General features: G+C 60.0%; 15 protein-coding genes and 1 tRNA gene. 7 read left to right on the forward strand and 9 right to left on the reverse strand.

Annotation, left to right across the window (positions count from 1 at the left end):
• Positions 1 to 32: 32 nt before the first annotated feature.
• The gene (locus BM399_RS05190) at positions 33 to 881 is read right to left on the reverse strand and encodes a LysR family transcriptional regulator (protein ID WP_092865104.1); all 849 of its coding nucleotides are present in this window, start codon (positions 879 to 881) and stop codon (positions 33 to 35) included.
• Positions 882 to 1,124: 243 nt separating this feature from the next.
• Here BM399_RS05190 and BM399_RS05195 point away from each other — a divergent pair, with 243 nt between their 5' ends.
• On the forward strand, positions 1,125 to 1,502 hold the full coding sequence (locus BM399_RS05195; protein ID WP_092865107.1) for a hypothetical protein: 378 nt from the start codon (positions 1,125 to 1,127) through the stop codon (positions 1,500 to 1,502).
• Between the two features lie 104 nt (positions 1,503 to 1,606).
• On the opposite strand, the gene lipB is transcribed toward BM399_RS05195, so the two are convergent.
• Positions 1,607 to 2,314 (reverse strand): lipoyl(octanoyl) transferase LipB, encoded by a 708-nt coding sequence (gene lipB, locus BM399_RS05200; RefSeq protein ID WP_092865110.1) that lies wholly within the window; start codon positions 2,312 to 2,314, stop codon positions 1,607 to 1,609.
• A gap of 252 nt (positions 2,315 to 2,566) precedes the next feature.
• Between lipB and BM399_RS05205 the strand changes: the two genes are divergently transcribed.
• Positions 2,567 to 2,653: transfer RNA gene (locus BM399_RS05205), tRNA-Leu, on the forward strand.
• Positions 2,654 to 2,803: 150 nt separating this feature from the next.
• On the opposite strand, the gene BM399_RS05210 is transcribed toward BM399_RS05205, so the two are convergent.
• Positions 2,804 to 4,324 carry a Do family serine endopeptidase gene (locus tag BM399_RS05210; protein WP_092865113.1) on the reverse strand — a complete coding sequence of 507 codons (1,521 nt, stop codon included), beginning with the start codon at positions 4,322 to 4,324 and terminating at the stop codon, positions 2,804 to 2,806.
• 326 nt (positions 4,325 to 4,650) lie between these two features.
• On the opposite strand from BM399_RS05210, the gene BM399_RS05215 reads away from it, so the two are divergent.
• The gene (locus tag BM399_RS05215; RefSeq protein WP_092865116.1) at positions 4,651 to 5,193 is read left to right on the forward strand and encodes a DUF1269 domain-containing protein; all 543 of its coding nucleotides are present in this window, start codon (positions 4,651 to 4,653) and stop codon (positions 5,191 to 5,193) included.
• Between the two features lie 119 nt (positions 5,194 to 5,312).
• Here BM399_RS05215 and BM399_RS05220 read toward each other — a convergent pair whose 3' ends face one another.
• Positions 5,313 to 6,422 carry a polysaccharide deacetylase family protein gene (locus BM399_RS05220; protein ID WP_092865119.1) on the reverse strand — a complete coding sequence of 370 codons (1,110 nt, stop codon included), beginning with the start codon at positions 6,420 to 6,422 and terminating at the stop codon, positions 5,313 to 5,315.
• A gap of 239 nt (positions 6,423 to 6,661) precedes the next feature.
• Here BM399_RS05220 and BM399_RS05225 point away from each other — a divergent pair, with 239 nt between their 5' ends.
• Positions 6,662 to 7,102, forward strand: coding sequence for a GNAT family N-acetyltransferase (locus BM399_RS05225; RefSeq protein ID WP_092865122.1), 441 nt, complete (start codon positions 6,662 to 6,664; stop codon positions 7,100 to 7,102).
• A gap of 8 nt (positions 7,103 to 7,110) precedes the next feature.
• On the opposite strand, the gene BM399_RS05230 is transcribed toward BM399_RS05225, so the two are convergent.
• The 5 genes from BM399_RS05230 to BM399_RS05250 all read right to left on the reverse strand — a co-directional run bounded on the left by BM399_RS05230 (position 7,111) and on the right by BM399_RS05250 (position 11,395).
• Positions 7,111 to 8,133 (reverse strand): DUF6232 family protein, encoded by a 1,023-nt coding sequence (locus tag BM399_RS05230; protein ID WP_244531081.1) that lies wholly within the window; start codon positions 8,131 to 8,133, stop codon positions 7,111 to 7,113.
• An 81-nt stretch (positions 8,134 to 8,214) separates the two neighbouring features.
• Entirely contained in the window at positions 8,215 to 9,555 is a 1,341-nt protein-coding gene (locus tag BM399_RS05235; protein WP_092866376.1) for a hypothetical protein, read from the reverse strand.
• A gap of 95 nt (positions 9,556 to 9,650) precedes the next feature.
• Complete coding sequence (locus BM399_RS05240) at positions 9,651 to 10,382, reverse strand: hypothetical protein (RefSeq protein WP_092865125.1); 732 nt, start codon at positions 10,380 to 10,382, stop codon at positions 9,651 to 9,653.
• A 13-nt stretch (positions 10,383 to 10,395) separates the two neighbouring features.
• Positions 10,396 to 10,881, reverse strand: coding sequence for a methyltransferase family protein (locus BM399_RS05245; RefSeq protein ID WP_092865128.1), 486 nt, complete (start codon positions 10,879 to 10,881; stop codon positions 10,396 to 10,398).
• Positions 10,882 to 10,936: 55 nt separating this feature from the next.
• The gene (locus BM399_RS05250) at positions 10,937 to 11,395 is read right to left on the reverse strand and encodes a hypothetical protein (protein ID WP_143111334.1); all 459 of its coding nucleotides are present in this window, start codon (positions 11,393 to 11,395) and stop codon (positions 10,937 to 10,939) included.
• Between the two features lie 179 nt (positions 11,396 to 11,574).
• Here BM399_RS05250 and BM399_RS05255 point away from each other — a divergent pair, with 179 nt between their 5' ends.
• The 3 genes from BM399_RS05255 to BM399_RS05265 are packed head-to-tail and all read left to right on the forward strand — an operon-like array spanning position 11,575 to position 13,633.
• Positions 11,575 to 12,006, forward strand: a complete 432-nt coding sequence (locus tag BM399_RS05255; RefSeq protein WP_092865134.1) for a hypothetical protein — start codon at positions 11,575 to 11,577, stop codon at positions 12,004 to 12,006.
• A 56-nt stretch (positions 12,007 to 12,062) separates the two neighbouring features.
• A complete protein-coding gene (locus BM399_RS05260; RefSeq protein WP_092865137.1) occupies positions 12,063 to 12,500 on the forward strand; it encodes a DUF1489 family protein in 438 nt (145 codons plus the stop codon).
• A 26-nt stretch (positions 12,501 to 12,526) separates the two neighbouring features.
• The gene (locus tag BM399_RS05265; RefSeq protein ID WP_092865140.1) at positions 12,527 to 13,633 is read left to right on the forward strand and encodes a pyridoxal phosphate-dependent aminotransferase; all 1,107 of its coding nucleotides are present in this window, start codon (positions 12,527 to 12,529) and stop codon (positions 13,631 to 13,633) included.
• Positions 13,634 to 13,652: the final 19 nt, after the last annotated feature.

Below are 13,652 nucleotides of genomic sequence, written 5' to 3' on the forward strand. Positions count from 1 at the left end.
GATGCCGGCCGCCAGGCAAAAGACAGACACGATCAGCCGAGCTTCGCGGCCGCTCGCCTCAATCCCCGCAGAATTGGCTCGTAAGCCTCTTCGTTCCGCGTTTCCGGATAGACCATATAGACCGGGTAAACGAATTTTCTCGCGCGTTTGGGCTCTCTCACCCGGCCGCGTGCGATCAGCTTGCGCACCATGCGCGCCGGAAAATACCCCGAGCACTCGTTCGCCAGCAGATAATCGAGGCCCATCGGTCCGAGATCGAGGCTGATCGCGGGGTTGGCATGCTCTGGAAATGCGGCCGCGTGATCCTGCAAGAAGTCTGCGCCCCAATCGACCAGCAGATAGTCGTTAACTCCGCGCCGCGTTGACGGTTTCGCCGAGGAAACCAAAACAAACTCTTCGTCAAAAAGGTGTTCGATAGTCAGGCCAGGGGGAGGCGATGGCCGATACATGATCGCGAGATCGAGCGTCCCTTCTATCAACCGCTGGCTCAACATCGGCGATGTGCCGGCAGTGGCGGAAACGGCGATCCCGGGGATCTGAACCCTCAATCCCGTGACCCATTTCAATAGGAATCCACCCCAAAGGCTCATCGGTGCTCCAACCGAGACGTGCTCGGGATGCTGATCGGCGAGCGAGACCTGCAGCTGAGCCTGCTGCCAAACGCGTACCATCGCGAGCGCATGCTTCTGGAAGAGTTCGCCGGCGCCGGTTAGTTCCGCGCCGGACTTGGAACGCGTGAAAAGTGGCCGTCCCAACAGGTCTTCGAGGCCTTTGATGCGTGCGGAGACGGTTGATTGGGTAATGTTCAGTTTGCGTGCGGTGTCGACGAAGCTTCCAGTCTCAGCGACGACGAGAAAGGTGCGAGCGAGATTGACGTCCATCGCGTGTGATCCTCATCGAGGAGTGGAAAACTCATCTATCGAAATTTCCGATATCACCAAACGTCAAATTTCGTTTGTGCATTGTCTTGAATCTTATCAATGTCAAGTCGACCCGACTCGAGTCAGGTCGACAGACGTGCGTCTGTCAACGATCCAAACGGAAGGACGATTTAAAATGGCTAAAGCTGCAAAGAAAGCCGCCAAGAAGGCCCCTGCCAAGAAGGCAGCTAAGAAGAAGAAGTAATGAATTTCTGCCGCGATCGCAGGAGCGGCCGTTTTGACCTTCTGGCTCTTACGGCTAGCGCGATCGCAGTTCTTCTTATGACCTCGGCTGCTTCCGCAGCCACGATTACCAACCGAGGTGATAAAGAGGTCAAGCTCACCATCACCCAGGGCTCATCTCGCCAAGATGAGATTCTGCCAATAGGTAAGGTGATCGACGGGGTCTGTCAGAAGAGCTGCATCATCCGCCTTAACGATAGTGTGAATGCCGAGTACGAACTCGAAGGTTCGGAAAGCGTCTCGGTCGAAGAGGGATTTCTCTACTACGATTCTCCCGAAAAGGGGCTCGCGCCGCCCGCTGGCAGCGCCTCGAAAGCGGGAGAGAGGAAGATAAGGTAGAGAAAAGGTTGCGGCATCGCCTGTTTGGCGCTTGTGTCCCCATCGGATGCAGGCGCCTTTTTCTTTTGTGGGGCCGCGATCGGGGCCGATCGTCCGCTTTGAGACTAGATTTCCAGCGCTTTGCCCGGCTCAACGAGCCTCGTCGGTCCGAAAATCTGTTGAAAACTTCCGCGTAGTGCGACGTCGACATCATAAAGCGTCACGGGCAAGCCGAGGTCCGCCAAGCTCGTCACGCCGTGGTCGCGGATCCCGCACGGGACGATCCCGCTGAACTGGGAAAGATCCGGGTCGACGTTGAGGGCGATGCCGTGGCTCGATACCCAGCGGCTGACACGCAGCCCGATCGCGGCGATCTTGTCCTCGATCATTTCACCCTTTGACGGCCGTCTCACCCAGATGCCGACGCGATCACGCCGGGTTTCGCCCTTCACGTTGAACTCGGCGAGGGTGGAGATCAGCCATGTTTCCAGATGAGTGATAAACTCACGGATGTCACGGCCGCGCGTTTCGAGATCAAGCATCACATAGGCCACGCGCTGACCCGGGCCGTGATAGGTGAACTGACCGCCGCGGTTCGTTTGATAAACAGGGAGCGAGCCGGAATTCAGAAGGTCTTTTTCCTTCGCACCCGTGCCGGCTGTGTAGAGCGGCGGATGCTCCAAGAGCCAGACCAGCTCCTTCGCTCGGCCCTCGCGGATCGCCGCCGTCCTGCGCGCCATGATGTCGAGGGCGCGATCATATTCGACGTAGCCATTGCTAACGGTCCAATCGACGGCGGCAGACAAGTTTGCAATCGATATTTTGGATGGCATCGGCGTTAATCTGGATGGTTCATTGACGACGGCGGACCTCGAAAATAGACGAAACTACCGCTGTTTCGATGGCTCGGCGCGGAGCCTAGCGTGACCTCCTCATTATATAGAGTGAGTCCGAGCCCATGGGTTCGACACGATCCTGTCAAACTGCCGCTTGCGTTTGTGGAAGGGCTCTGTTACGTCGGCGTCTTCGCGGATATGGGCAGCGCCAAAGCCCTTCGCGAATTCCAGATCTTACGGGTCTGAACTGCGGTTGTGGCGGAATTGGTAGACGCACTACCTTGAGGTGGTAGCGCTGGAAACGGCGTGAAGGTTCGAGTCCTTTCAACCGCACCATTAATTTTCAAGTGCTTACGTACTTGAGCAAGGTTTCCATCCGGAGCCGTCCGCCAACTATTGGCGGACGGGCTCCGTTTTTTTTTCCTCGATGCTTGGCCGGCAGAGTTGGTTAGTCGCTTGCCGGCCCGAATGTTAACGCGCTCGGCCTCAAGCGGTCGGCATGGCGACGTAGCGATTGCCCTGGGCCGTCTTCAACTGCATCAGAACGGCGCGCTTGCTCTGCTTCTTGGCGTCCTGGAGCGCCTGCGTCACATCGTGCGGACCCGATACCGATTTGCCTCCGACCGAGAGGATGATGTCGCCCTTCTGAATGCCCTTTTCGGCGGCTTTGCCGTCAGGGTCGATGGTCACGACGACGGCGCCGTCTCCGCCTGCGCCTTCCACCTGGTTGGCTGGGGCGAGCGTCATGCCGAGCTTCGTCGCGCTACCGGTCGGAGGGGCGATCTCGGCAGTCTTACCACTCGGATAGGCCGCGACAGTCAGATCGACTGTTTTATCGTGCCCATCGCGAATGAGGGCTATGCTGATCGTTTTTCCAGGCGAGATGGCGGCGATCGTGCGGGCAAGATCGCGTCCATCCTTGATCGGCCTTCCATCTACGGAAACGATCACATCCCGCGACTTGAGGCCGGCTGAGAGTGCCGGGCCACCGTCTTGCGGCTCGTCAACCAAGGCGCCTCTGGCCTCCTTCAGCCCGAGGGTCTCGGCAATATCGGGCGTTACCGGCTGGATCGATACGCCAATCCAACCGCGTACGACCTGGCCCGACGATTTGAGCTGGTCGGAAACGCGCTTTGCGGTTTCGGCGGGAATGTCGAAGGCGATGCCGACCGAGCCTCCGGATGGTGAAAATATGGCGGTGTTCACGCCAACGACTTCGCCCTTCTGGTTGAAGGTCGGGCCGCCCGAGTTGCCGTTATTGATCGGGGCGTCGATCTGAATGAAATCATCGTAAGGACCGGCGCCGATGTCGCGTCCGTTGGCGGACACGATGCCGGCGGTGACGGTGCCGCCGAGGCCAAACGGATTGCCCATCGCCACAACCCAATCACCGATGCGCGGGGCCTGCGAGGCAAAGCGCACGTACGGGAAGTCGGACGATCCCTCCACTTTCAGAAGGGCGATATCCGTTTTCGGGTCAGTACCGGCGACCTTCGCCGGATAGCGCTTTCCGTCCTCCATCGCGATCTCAACGGTCTTGGCGTGATCCACGACGTGATTATTCGTAATCATGTAGCCGTCTGCGGAAATGAAGAAGCCGGAGCCCTGCGCTTGCATCACGTGCTTGCGGGGTTCGGCATTGCCCTGTTCGGACTGCGGATCGGGTTGGCGGAAGTCGAAGGGTAGACCCTGAAGCGGATTGTCTCCGTCGTCCTGTCCCGCCGCATCCGCGACGTCATCGATCCGTTCCGATTTGACGAACACGGAAACAACCGCAGGTTTCACTCGCTCGACGAGGTTGGCGAAGCCCGGCTCGCCCTGGTCGCTCGCAGCAGAGTCGCTGAGGTTCGCGACCGGCGTCAGCATTGAAGAACCTGGCAGGCTGCTATTGTTGGCAAAGACTGCGGTCGTGCCGAGGGCCGCGATAATTGCGGCGCAGGCCGCCAGCGTTCGTTTGTGCGAAGCGATAATGCCCTTCACTTTGGGGGTGCTTGCCGTGTCATTCATCTTGGTCGTTCCTAAATAAATGAGGCCTGATGCAATGAGGGACGTGCGCGTTCAGGCGCGTCGGGGGGACTCCAATTTGCCTGCGCCAATCTTTCCGGAAGCCGTCCAACGCCTTAAAATTCAGAAAGCAATGGTGATGCGCCGGCGCGCTTCGCGAATACCCCTGCCGGCCGGAACATTCGTGCAGATGCGATGGTTACCGCTCAACGATGGTAGCCGCGTGAGCCGGGCAATCCGACATCGTCCAATTTGATCTATTTCCTTGGCAATGAAGTTGGATCGTTCGGCGCAAGATCCGCAGGACCATTAACGCTGGAGAGAACGCCATGTCCGATCTGATCGTCATCGTTTATCCGACCGAGGCGAAAGCCGAGGAAATGCGTGCGAAGCTTCTCGATCTTCAAAATCAGTATCTGCTGTCGATCGGCGATGCCGTCATCGCGGTGAGGCGTGAAGACGGCAAGGTGAGACTCAATCAGCTCTTGAATACGACCGCGGCGGGCGCGGTAACCGGCGGCTTTTGGGGCACCTTGGTCGGCTTGATCTTTCTGATGCCATTGCTCGGAGCGGCGGTCGGCGTCGCCTCGGGTGCGCTCGGCGGGGCATTGGCCGACTATGGCATCAACGACGACTTCATGAAGAAGCTAGCGTCAAAGCTGAAGCCGGGAAGCGCCGCCCTGTTTGTCGAAATCAGGAAGATGACGGAAGACAAGGTATTGGAGGCGATCAAAGGCACGGGCGGCGAGTTGCTGCAGACTTCGCTCGATCACACGAAGGAGCAAGCTCTGCGAGAGGCAATCTCGGCTCACCTTCCGCCGCCTCCGGAAGCGTCGCCGCCGCCGAATCCAAATCCCAATCCGACGTCCTGAATTCCGTGGCAGCCGATTGTCGGGTTGCGCTTGGAGTGCGTCGCGCACCATCGGGCCGTGCTGCGCGTGCGCATAGGCGCGGAGTCCGCGTGATCGATCGTGGGGCGGCTAGTGTACGGTCAATTGAAGAACGACCAGGGCAAATCCGGTTCCTTCGGCTTGCCGCCCTTTTTGGGTTTGCCGGCCGGCGCCGGAGTTCCCGAAGTTTCGCCCGATAGATCTTCCGAAATCGAGGGCTTGGTCGAGATTTTCTTGTAGCGGGACGGTTTGTGCTTCGATCCAGGCGGTGCCATTGCGGCGACGTCCGTTTCCTCCGTCGGCGTAGGCGCCGGGGACATGGGCCATACGATCGAGCGCGCAGCGATCGGATTCGCGGTCTTTTTTGCAGACTTGGCCGCGATTGCCTTAAGGGCCGCGTCGTCGTAGGACGCGATCGTCTCGACCTGGCCCTTGGGCACGAAGTGAACGACCTTGAAGCCGCGCTGCTGAAGTTCCTTCAACAGATCGGGGAGCATGGCGGCAGTCCACGCGTGAATATCGTGCATCAAAATGATGCCCTTCTTGGTCTTCGCAAGCTGGGCAAGGATGCGTTGCTGGACGACTTTCGGGCTACGCGTCAGGTAATCCTTGGAATCGACGTCGACCCAGATCGATCCGATATTCCGGTCCTTGAGATAACTCGAGGTCTGCTTCGTTCCGTTCAGATAGGGAAAGCGGAAAAGCGGCGCGACGGGCGCTCCCTTGGCCAGCGATACCGTTGAGATCGAAGCTTCGATTTCCTGCTGGGCTTTGGCCAGCGAGACGGCGCGGAGATTCTTATGTGACCACGTATGCGTGCCGACGGTGTGGCCTGCAGTCGCTACTTCCCGCACCATCGCGGGGTCGGAGAGCGCCATTTGGCCGACCATGAAGAAGGTCGCTTTGGTGCACTGGTCGGCGAGAGCCTTCAGGATGGGCCTGGTGACCGAACGTATCGGACCGTCATCGAAGGTCAGAACGACTTCGCCATCGTTGAGCAGCTGCTGAGCGCCGGGAGTGTCGCCGCCGATATCGCCGCCGGCTGCCGGGTCGATTTCGACGACGCGCGAGACACCCAAGCGAGTCGTATCGCCGGCGCAGGCGTCCAACTTAACGGATCCTCCGGCTTCGAACTCGGCCGAAAGCGGATTGTACGCTGCAAACGCCAAAAGCGACGCCAAGGCCGCAATGTAAATCGAAGGTTGCCGCATCTTTCTCGCTTCGTGCCCAGAGCCGAATTGCCCTTGTACGGGCGAGCACATCAATGTTCAAGGAATGGGCATTACGGGCCATCGATCGCTTTTCTTCTGTTACTGAATAGCCGCGATAACGGGCGGGCCGGTTAAATGGCAGGCAGGATTGCGGTTGTGCAGGCCGGCTGACATCGCCTGCCGCGTGCTGCATAGAGGCAACCCGCGTCGCGGAAACGTTAAATTGGAAGGTGCAGCAGATGGCGGTCAGCGTGAGGCCGGTGGTGGCAAGCGACGAGCAAGAGTGGCTAAAGCTCTTTCAGGATTACATCGTTTTCTACAAGGCGAGCGTGCCCAAGGATGTCATCGCGCTGACGTGGCGCCGTCTTCTCTCGCGAGAGGATAAAATGATGGCCCTGATCGCTCGCGACGCCGAGGGACGCGCAGTCGGCATTGCGGCTCTCGTCTTCCATCGGTCGACGTGGTCGTCCTCCTGGTATTGCTATCTTGAAGATCTCTTCGTCGCTTCCGACGTGCGCGGGCAGGGCGTCGGCCGGGCGCTGATCGAGGCGACATATGCGGAAGCGGATCGCCGCGGCGCGGAGCGGACGTATTGGGCGACCCAGGACGACAACGCGACGGCTCGCAAGCTTTACGACCGCGTCGGTCAGCTGACGGAGTTCGTCCAGTACCGGCGATAGGGCGTTCGTCAGACGAGGCTGTCGATGTGGTCGAAGAGTTCGACGGCCTGCGGATAGGCCCCGAGAATTTGGGACATCTCGCCGGAAAGCTCGCGCAACCTGGATTTCTGTGCGGAGGTCGGCGTTCCGGCGCGCATGAGCAACTCGAGTTCGGACAGGCGTTGTTCGAGATGCTGGGTGCCTGCCTGGCGCGCATAGAAGCGGTGCATTTCGACGATCGCCGGAAGGACGCCGGTGTAATCGATGAACGCGTCGGCCGATTGGCTGGGCGCGGCCGCTCCATTCAACGTCGATGATAGTGCCGGTTGCCCGCGCTGGGGTTGCGGCTGCTGCTGCGGGCGAGGCGCGGGGCCGGAGATTTCTGCCGGACCTTGGGCCGGACCTGAACCAGGACCTGGGCGCGGTCTCTGAGCGGCAGGCTGCGAATTTCGGTCCGGAGGGGCGCCGCTATTGCCTGGGTGGGCCGGGCGGCCGCCGGTCGTCACGTGTTGTTGTTGGCTCGGTGCGTGACCGCCGGAGTGAGCGGGCGCAAGATTTTCGATCTGGCCGCGCTCGAAGTCGACGCTGAACGTCATCGCCTCGTCGTTGCGGTTGATCTTCTCGGTGAGAATGCTGCGGACTTCTTCCAGTATGGAGCGGTCGGGCGCGGAAAATCGCGAGAGGATCCCATCGTTCGAAGAGATCAGCAGATAGTGCGTTTTATCTTCGGGACGAACCGCGAGGCCCGCGAATGCGAGTGCAATGAAACCAAGCACCACCGTTGCGCCGGTCGGCGTCAGCGGACCCCATGAGAAGTCCGGCCGCATCGAACCCAAGGTCATCAGAAAGAACAATGCCGCGAGCAGCCAGAAGAACGCCGTCGGCCGCGGCGTGACGTGCGTTCCGACACTCACCGTGGAAATGTTGGAGATCGCAATGGTTCGCGTCGGCGTCGACAGCACACGGCGGTCTACACGCAGCGACGCGAACGTCTTCGTTGCCGCCGCGCTCTCTCTAATCTGTCCCGAAAACACCATCGCATGCCTGATCATGGGACAACGTAATAGTCCGAGCCTGAGCATAGTCGATGCGGCACGGAAACAGAAGCCTCGGCACCCGGTTACACAGGCTTTTCAGCTTGCGGGGACGTCGAGCTTGCGCGTCAAATCTTCGAATTCCCTACGCAACTCATCGCTTTTGAAGATTTGCTCGAAGCTTGGGGCTTCGAGTTTCTGAATTGCTTCGAACGATGTCGAGCTTTCGCGAATCAAATTTCGAAGCTGCACGCTCGCTTCCACCGTCTCGTAGGTGTTGTCCGCGATTTTCAGGTCGTGCGTCGCCTTGAGGCGAGCACCGGCAATCTGTTCGCGCTGCTGCTGCAGATAGCGCTTGTATGCTTTTGCCGCTTCGTCAGCGACTTGCTGGCTCGCGCGATTGGACTCGAGCGCGCGCTGCTGGTCGGGCCGATTTTCCGCTTTCATCAATTCGGCTGTCCGGGTACGCGCGGCTGCGATGTCGGCAATGATGGCGTCGAGTTTCGGCAGGTACTGCGTGTCGATTTTCGTGATCGTGGCGTCTTGCGCCTGGACCAGCATAGCAAAGAGGGCGGCGTGCATGGCGAAATAGCGCCGGGCTGCCTCCATGTTATCGCCGGTCGTTCCGATCAGCTTTGCCAGTTGCCCGTCGATCATTTTCGCCGCGTTGAATACGGCGACGAGGCGAACGAGATCGCCCGAGAGCACGCTGTCGAGCAACAGATCGACCTGATCCTGTGCGAGATCGATGCCGGAGTTTTTCAAAGCCGTAGCAATCTCGGCTTTTTGGCTTTTGATCTCGGCGCGGTTTGCTTCGATCCTTTTTTTGTTCTCCGTAATCTGGTCTTCGATCGAGGCGACGGTGTCGTTCAGGATGCCGGGCAGTGTTGCGTCTTTCGGCGCAACGAGCTGCTTCTCCTTCAGCTTGACGTTCGCGTCCTCGAGCTCGCGGATGTTGTGACGTAGGACCTCCACCCGCTTTTGCACTTCGACGACTGGCGCGTTGGTGACGATTGCAAGTGCGGCATCGAGAAGATCGCGGACCTTGGCGTTGCGATCTTCGCGCGTCTCCTTCCAAAAGGGAGGGATGATGAATTCGTCGCGGCTCGGCAATTTACCCGCGCCCACACGCGTCGTCGCCGCATCCCTCAGGATCGCGTCGATCGCGGTCATCAGCGCTTTGGCCTGCTCGTATTGTGGATCGCCATCGCGCGGATCGGCGATCGCTGCCGGTGGCGCGGGAATCTCGGGCTTCGTCGATTTTTTGGTGGGATCGAGCGCGTTGTCGGGAGCTTCCGCCGCCGTCTTGCCTTCGACCGTCTTCAGCCAATCGGCAATGGCGTCGCGCTTCGCGGTCTGGGCGCTAACGCCGCTCGACAGCCCTAGCATCAAAATAATTGCGAGATATCGAGCCCTTGCGGGTCCCTGCTTTGCCGACATCGACGCCTCCACAGCCGCAATGGCGCGAAAATTCCGGCAAATCAATGGTGCCTGCCGTACACGGTAGATGCAATCGAACGGGGGGCTCGCCAATGTTATCGAGCCGCCGCCGCGCGGATCAGGCGCTGGAAGTCCTCGTCGACGTTGCGGACATCGTCCAGCACCAGCATCTCCCGGAACGGCGGGGCGCTTTTGTTCGCCGGTTCCGCGGGTATGCTGCGATTGACGCCTGCAGGTCCAAAATTTGCGTAAAGACGCAGCTTTTTTGGCCCGGCATGCAACGCGGCGAAGGGGGTGGGGGCGGACATCATGACAAATGTGGCCGTCGCTGCAAATTCGGTCGTAGGCACGGCGCGGCCGACTTCGCGGAGCACATGCTCGGCGAGCGGCCGCAAACCTTTGGCGTCGCTCAGGAGGTGCTGGATCGGGTCGCCGATCACCGGCGGCTGCGTTGGCGCTGCAGGCGGCGGTTGGGGTTTCAGGTCACGGAATGGCCGCGCGCGGGCAGGTGGTTCATCGCCTGCATCCCTCGCTGGATACCTCCCTGAATCCCTCCCTGAATCCCTGGGCGACGGTTGGCGGCTCGCGGTTCGCGGCTGGTTGCCAGTGTCGGCATAAATGAGCCGGCCATCATTGTGATGAATGCGCTCGAGCCACGAGGCCCACTGGAACTGAAAGCCCTGGTGACGAAGCCAATCGATGATGTCGTTGCGTTGCCTGAGGCCGGTTTCGCCGATCGCCGCCATCCAGCCGGCGAGGTCGCGGCCCGTGTCCTCGGCGAGCGCGGCTATGAACTCACGTTCCTTTTCGGCAAGATCGGTGCTCATGGCGGGTCAGATATCAAATCCAGCGCCGTGTGCGGGATTTATAGTCGGTATACGCGTCGCCAAAGATCGTTTCCAGGTGGCGCTCCTCCGGAATGATTTGCAGCGCCGTCACCAGAACGGCGAATAGCGCCGCGGCCACGACGAACCAGATCGATTTGGTGATCTCGGCTCCATAAAGGAGGAGCAAGACTTCGCCAAGGTAGATCGGATTGCGGAACCTGACGTAGGGGCCCGTCGTCACGAGCACCGTCGGGGATTTGTGCGGCGGGTTCTTCGTTCGATTTGCCGCGAGCGCCCTCAACGCAAAGACGATCAATAAAATTCCGAGAATTCCGCAGGTGAGGCCCAGCCAGTGCGCGGGGGCGTCATCGATCCCCGGCCACGGCAACGGCGCCACAATCGTCAGCGTCCAGCCGAGCGCGATTGCGCCCACCAGCAGCAGCGGCGGCCAAGGGATCACGGTTCCCATAGGGGAGGAAGCGGAGTCGCGGTCGGTCATGCGACTAGCTTATCGCCAAATGCCGCCGTGGTCAGCCGGACGTAATAGACTTCAGTTAGTTGGCCGCGGCGGGCGCCGGTGTGGCTCTGGGCTCGACGGAAGCCGGGGCCTTCTTCTTTTTCGGCGCCGGAATGGTCGGCGAGGGAGTTGCGAGCGGGTCTGTCTTCTTGAGTTCCGACTCGAGGTCGTAGCTCTTGCAACCCAACTCGACGAGGCGCTGATTGTACGCGTGGAGGGACTTGATATCCTCGGCGTAGGCGCCTTGAGGGTCGGTGCCGTGCGAAAGATTACCGAACGTCGCCGCCATGCCGGCCTGTATGCCGCGTGCCAAACCCGAAGCCTGTTTCCTATCCTCGAAACCGCGGAGTTGCAGAATGCGCACTTGCATCCGGCCCGAAATCTGTTTGCAATTGAGCTTGTCGTCCGGCGTATCCGGTTTCTGCTTCTTGGCGTGGGCCGCAGAGGGCAATGCCATCGCCAATGAGAGCAGGATAAATAAAGCTGTTGGTCGCATGGCCTCTCGCCATAAAGGTTAGGGGCGCAGCCCATACCATGTCCGCGGCGGTCTCAAGGCAAACCGCGAGTGCAGACGACACCCGACTGCGGCATCGACGACGGCCGCGTTCAGGTTGCTACGATTCCCGGTGTTTTCGGAACACCGGTTGGGGACTTCTTGCGAAACGGAATATTGCAATGCTGAATTGCCGGATTGGAACTTTGATCGTGGCGCTTTTGGCGAGCCCGGCGGCGGCTTTCGCTCAGGAGAACATACCAGGGCACGTCACGTGCGATTTCGACAACGGTTACGCCTGGACCTACGAAGCCGGAAAGTATCAAGCCGCTCCGCCAAAAGACCTGACGTTCGAGATCGGAAGCATCGATCTGGAGAGTCAGTCGGCGTCGCTTATTCTCGACGGGCGCACAGCCGCCAATCTCAAAATCGTACGCGCGATTAACGCCAATCATTTCCTCGAGGTCGTGAACGAGGGCTTTCTCAATCTTACGACCATTTATGACCGTGACCCTGCGACCGGAAAATTCCCAGCCGTGCATTCGCGGCACTTTGGGCTTTTCGGCCAGCCGGTTTTCGCCCAGTACGCCGGAAGCTGCGTTGCCAAGCCCTGAGCGGATCTGGATCGTCCCGTTGCCGTTGACCCTGTCCTGGTGCAAAAACGGTTCCCATGACATTGCACCTCGTCAAGCTCTGCGTCGGCGCCAGCACGATCGAGGATCTCGCCGCCTGGCAGACCGAACATCGCCCGTATAAGACCCACGACGGCAAGCGCTGCGTTTATCATCGGACGTTCCAATCGCCGAAACGAACGACCGAATTGCTTGATGGCGGTTCGATCTACTGGGTGATGAAGGGCGTCATTCTCGTGCGGCAGAAGCTCGTCGGCTTTGAAGACGGCACAAAGGACGACGGCACGCCGTGCTGTCTTCTGCTCTTCGCCCCGCCGCTCATTCCTGTCCGCCCCAGCCCCCGTCGCGCGTTCCAAGGCTGGCGGTATCTCAGCGCAGACGACGCTCCTCCCGATCTCACACCGGGCAAAAGCGATCAGATTGCATCGATGCCCGCTGATATGCGTAAGAAGCTCGCCGACTTGTGTCTGATCTGAACATCGAACCGAAATTCGAGCCATCCATGTCCCGTCCCCCTTTCACGCCGACAGTTGCAGCACTGCCGAAGCTCGTACCGTTTGTCGGTCCCGAGGCGATGGAGCGCGCACGAGGCCGTCCCTTTCGCGCCAGGCTCGGTGCCAATGAAAGCGTTTTCGGGCCGTCGCCGCTTGCCGTCGCGGCCATGCGCGAGGCGGCGGGCGAAAATTGGAAGTACTCGGATCCCGAGAGCTATGAATTGCGCGCGGTGATCGCCGCGTATCACGAGGTGCCGGTCGAGTGCGTCGTGGTCGGCGAGGGGATCGACGGGCTTCTCGGTCTCACATGCTCGTTGTTTCTGACGCCGGGCAGTCCTGTCGTCACGACCGACGGCGCCTATCCGACTTTCAATTTTCACGTTCTGGCGCATGGGGGAAAGGTGCATGCCGTGCCCATGCGCGCGTTTCGCGAGGACGTTCCGCGCCTCATCGAAACGGCCAAGACCGTTTGCGCGCCTCTGATTTATGTGTCCAATCCGAATAGTCCGATGGGGACGTGGTGGACCGCCGGCGACATTGCGGCGTTCATTGCGGAGCTTCCTCCCGAAACGCTGCTCGTTCTCGATGAAGCTTATTGCGATACGGCACCCGAGCCGACATCACCGGCGATCGACGTTTCAAATCCTCAAATCATCCGGTATCGGACCTTCTCGAAGGCTTACGGGCTTGCGGGCGCTCGCATCGGCTACGCCGTTGGGGAACGGAGCACGATCGAAGCATTCGATAAGGTTCGCAATCATTACGGGATCAATCGCGTGGGGCAGCTTGGCGCTTATGCCGCCCTTCGCGATCAGGATTATTTGAAAGGTGCCGTGGCGCAGATTGCAGCATCGCGAAACCGGATCAGGGCAATCGCGGAGGCGAACGGACTTTCCTCGCTTCCCTCCGCCGCCAGCTTTGTCGCCGTCGACTGTGGAGCGGATGGCGCGTTTGCATCGCGCGTGCTTACCGGCCTTTTGGACAGGGACGTCTTCGTCAGAAAGCCGGTCGCGAAGGGATTGGAGCACTTCATCCGCATTTCGTGCGGGCAGGATGAAGATCTCGCACTTTTCGCCGGTGCTTTGTCGGATGTGCTTGCTTCAGTGCACGCCTGACATCATCGGGGACCCTTGA

The organism is Hyphomicrobium facile (assembly GCF_900116175.1).
Lineage (GTDB): Bacteria > Pseudomonadota > Alphaproteobacteria > Rhizobiales > Hyphomicrobiaceae > Hyphomicrobium_B > Hyphomicrobium_B facile.

What these genes read in the sequence shown, in the direction of transcription:
- BM399_RS05260 (WP_092865137.1), top strand. Translation starts at nt 12,063, where the DNA reads ATGACATTGCACCTCGTCAAGCTCTGCGTCGGCGCCAGCACGATCGAG.
- BM399_RS05250 (WP_143111334.1), bottom strand. Translation starts at nt 11,395, where the DNA reads ATGCGACCAACAGCTTTATTTATCCTGCTCTCATTGGCGATGGCATTG.
- BM399_RS05230 (WP_244531081.1), bottom strand. Translation starts at nt 8,133, where the DNA reads ATGATCAGGCATGCGATGGTGTTTTCGGGACAGATTAGAGAGAGCGCG.
- BM399_RS05195 (WP_092865107.1), top strand. Translation starts at nt 1,125, where the DNA reads ATGAATTTCTGCCGCGATCGCAGGAGCGGCCGTTTTGACCTTCTGGCT.
- BM399_RS05255 (WP_092865134.1), top strand. Translation starts at nt 11,575, where the DNA reads ATGCTGAATTGCCGGATTGGAACTTTGATCGTGGCGCTTTTGGCGAGC.
- BM399_RS05235 (WP_092866376.1), bottom strand. Translation starts at nt 9,555, where the DNA reads ATGTCGGCAAAGCAGGGACCCGCAAGGGCTCGATATCTCGCAATTATT.
- lipB (WP_092865110.1), bottom strand. Translation starts at nt 2,314, where the DNA reads ATGCCATCCAAAATATCGATTGCAAACTTGTCTGCCGCCGTCGATTGG.
- BM399_RS05265 (WP_092865140.1), top strand. Translation starts at nt 12,527, where the DNA reads ATGTCCCGTCCCCCTTTCACGCCGACAGTTGCAGCACTGCCGAAGCTC.
- BM399_RS05240 (WP_092865125.1), bottom strand. Translation starts at nt 10,382, where the DNA reads ATGAGCACCGATCTTGCCGAAAAGGAACGTGAGTTCATAGCCGCGCTC.
- BM399_RS05210 (WP_092865113.1), bottom strand. Translation starts at nt 4,324, where the DNA reads ATGAATGACACGGCAAGCACCCCCAAAGTGAAGGGCATTATCGCTTCG.
- BM399_RS05215 (WP_092865116.1), top strand. Translation starts at nt 4,651, where the DNA reads ATGTCCGATCTGATCGTCATCGTTTATCCGACCGAGGCGAAAGCCGAG.
- BM399_RS05190 (WP_092865104.1), bottom strand. Translation starts at nt 881, where the DNA reads ATGGACGTCAATCTCGCTCGCACCTTTCTCGTCGTCGCTGAGACTGGA.
- BM399_RS05225 (WP_092865122.1), top strand. Translation starts at nt 6,662, where the DNA reads ATGGCGGTCAGCGTGAGGCCGGTGGTGGCAAGCGACGAGCAAGAGTGG.
- BM399_RS05220 (WP_092865119.1), bottom strand. Translation starts at nt 6,422, where the DNA reads ATGCGGCAACCTTCGATTTACATTGCGGCCTTGGCGTCGCTTTTGGCG.
- BM399_RS05245 (WP_092865128.1), bottom strand. Translation starts at nt 10,881, where the DNA reads ATGACCGACCGCGACTCCGCTTCCTCCCCTATGGGAACCGTGATCCCT.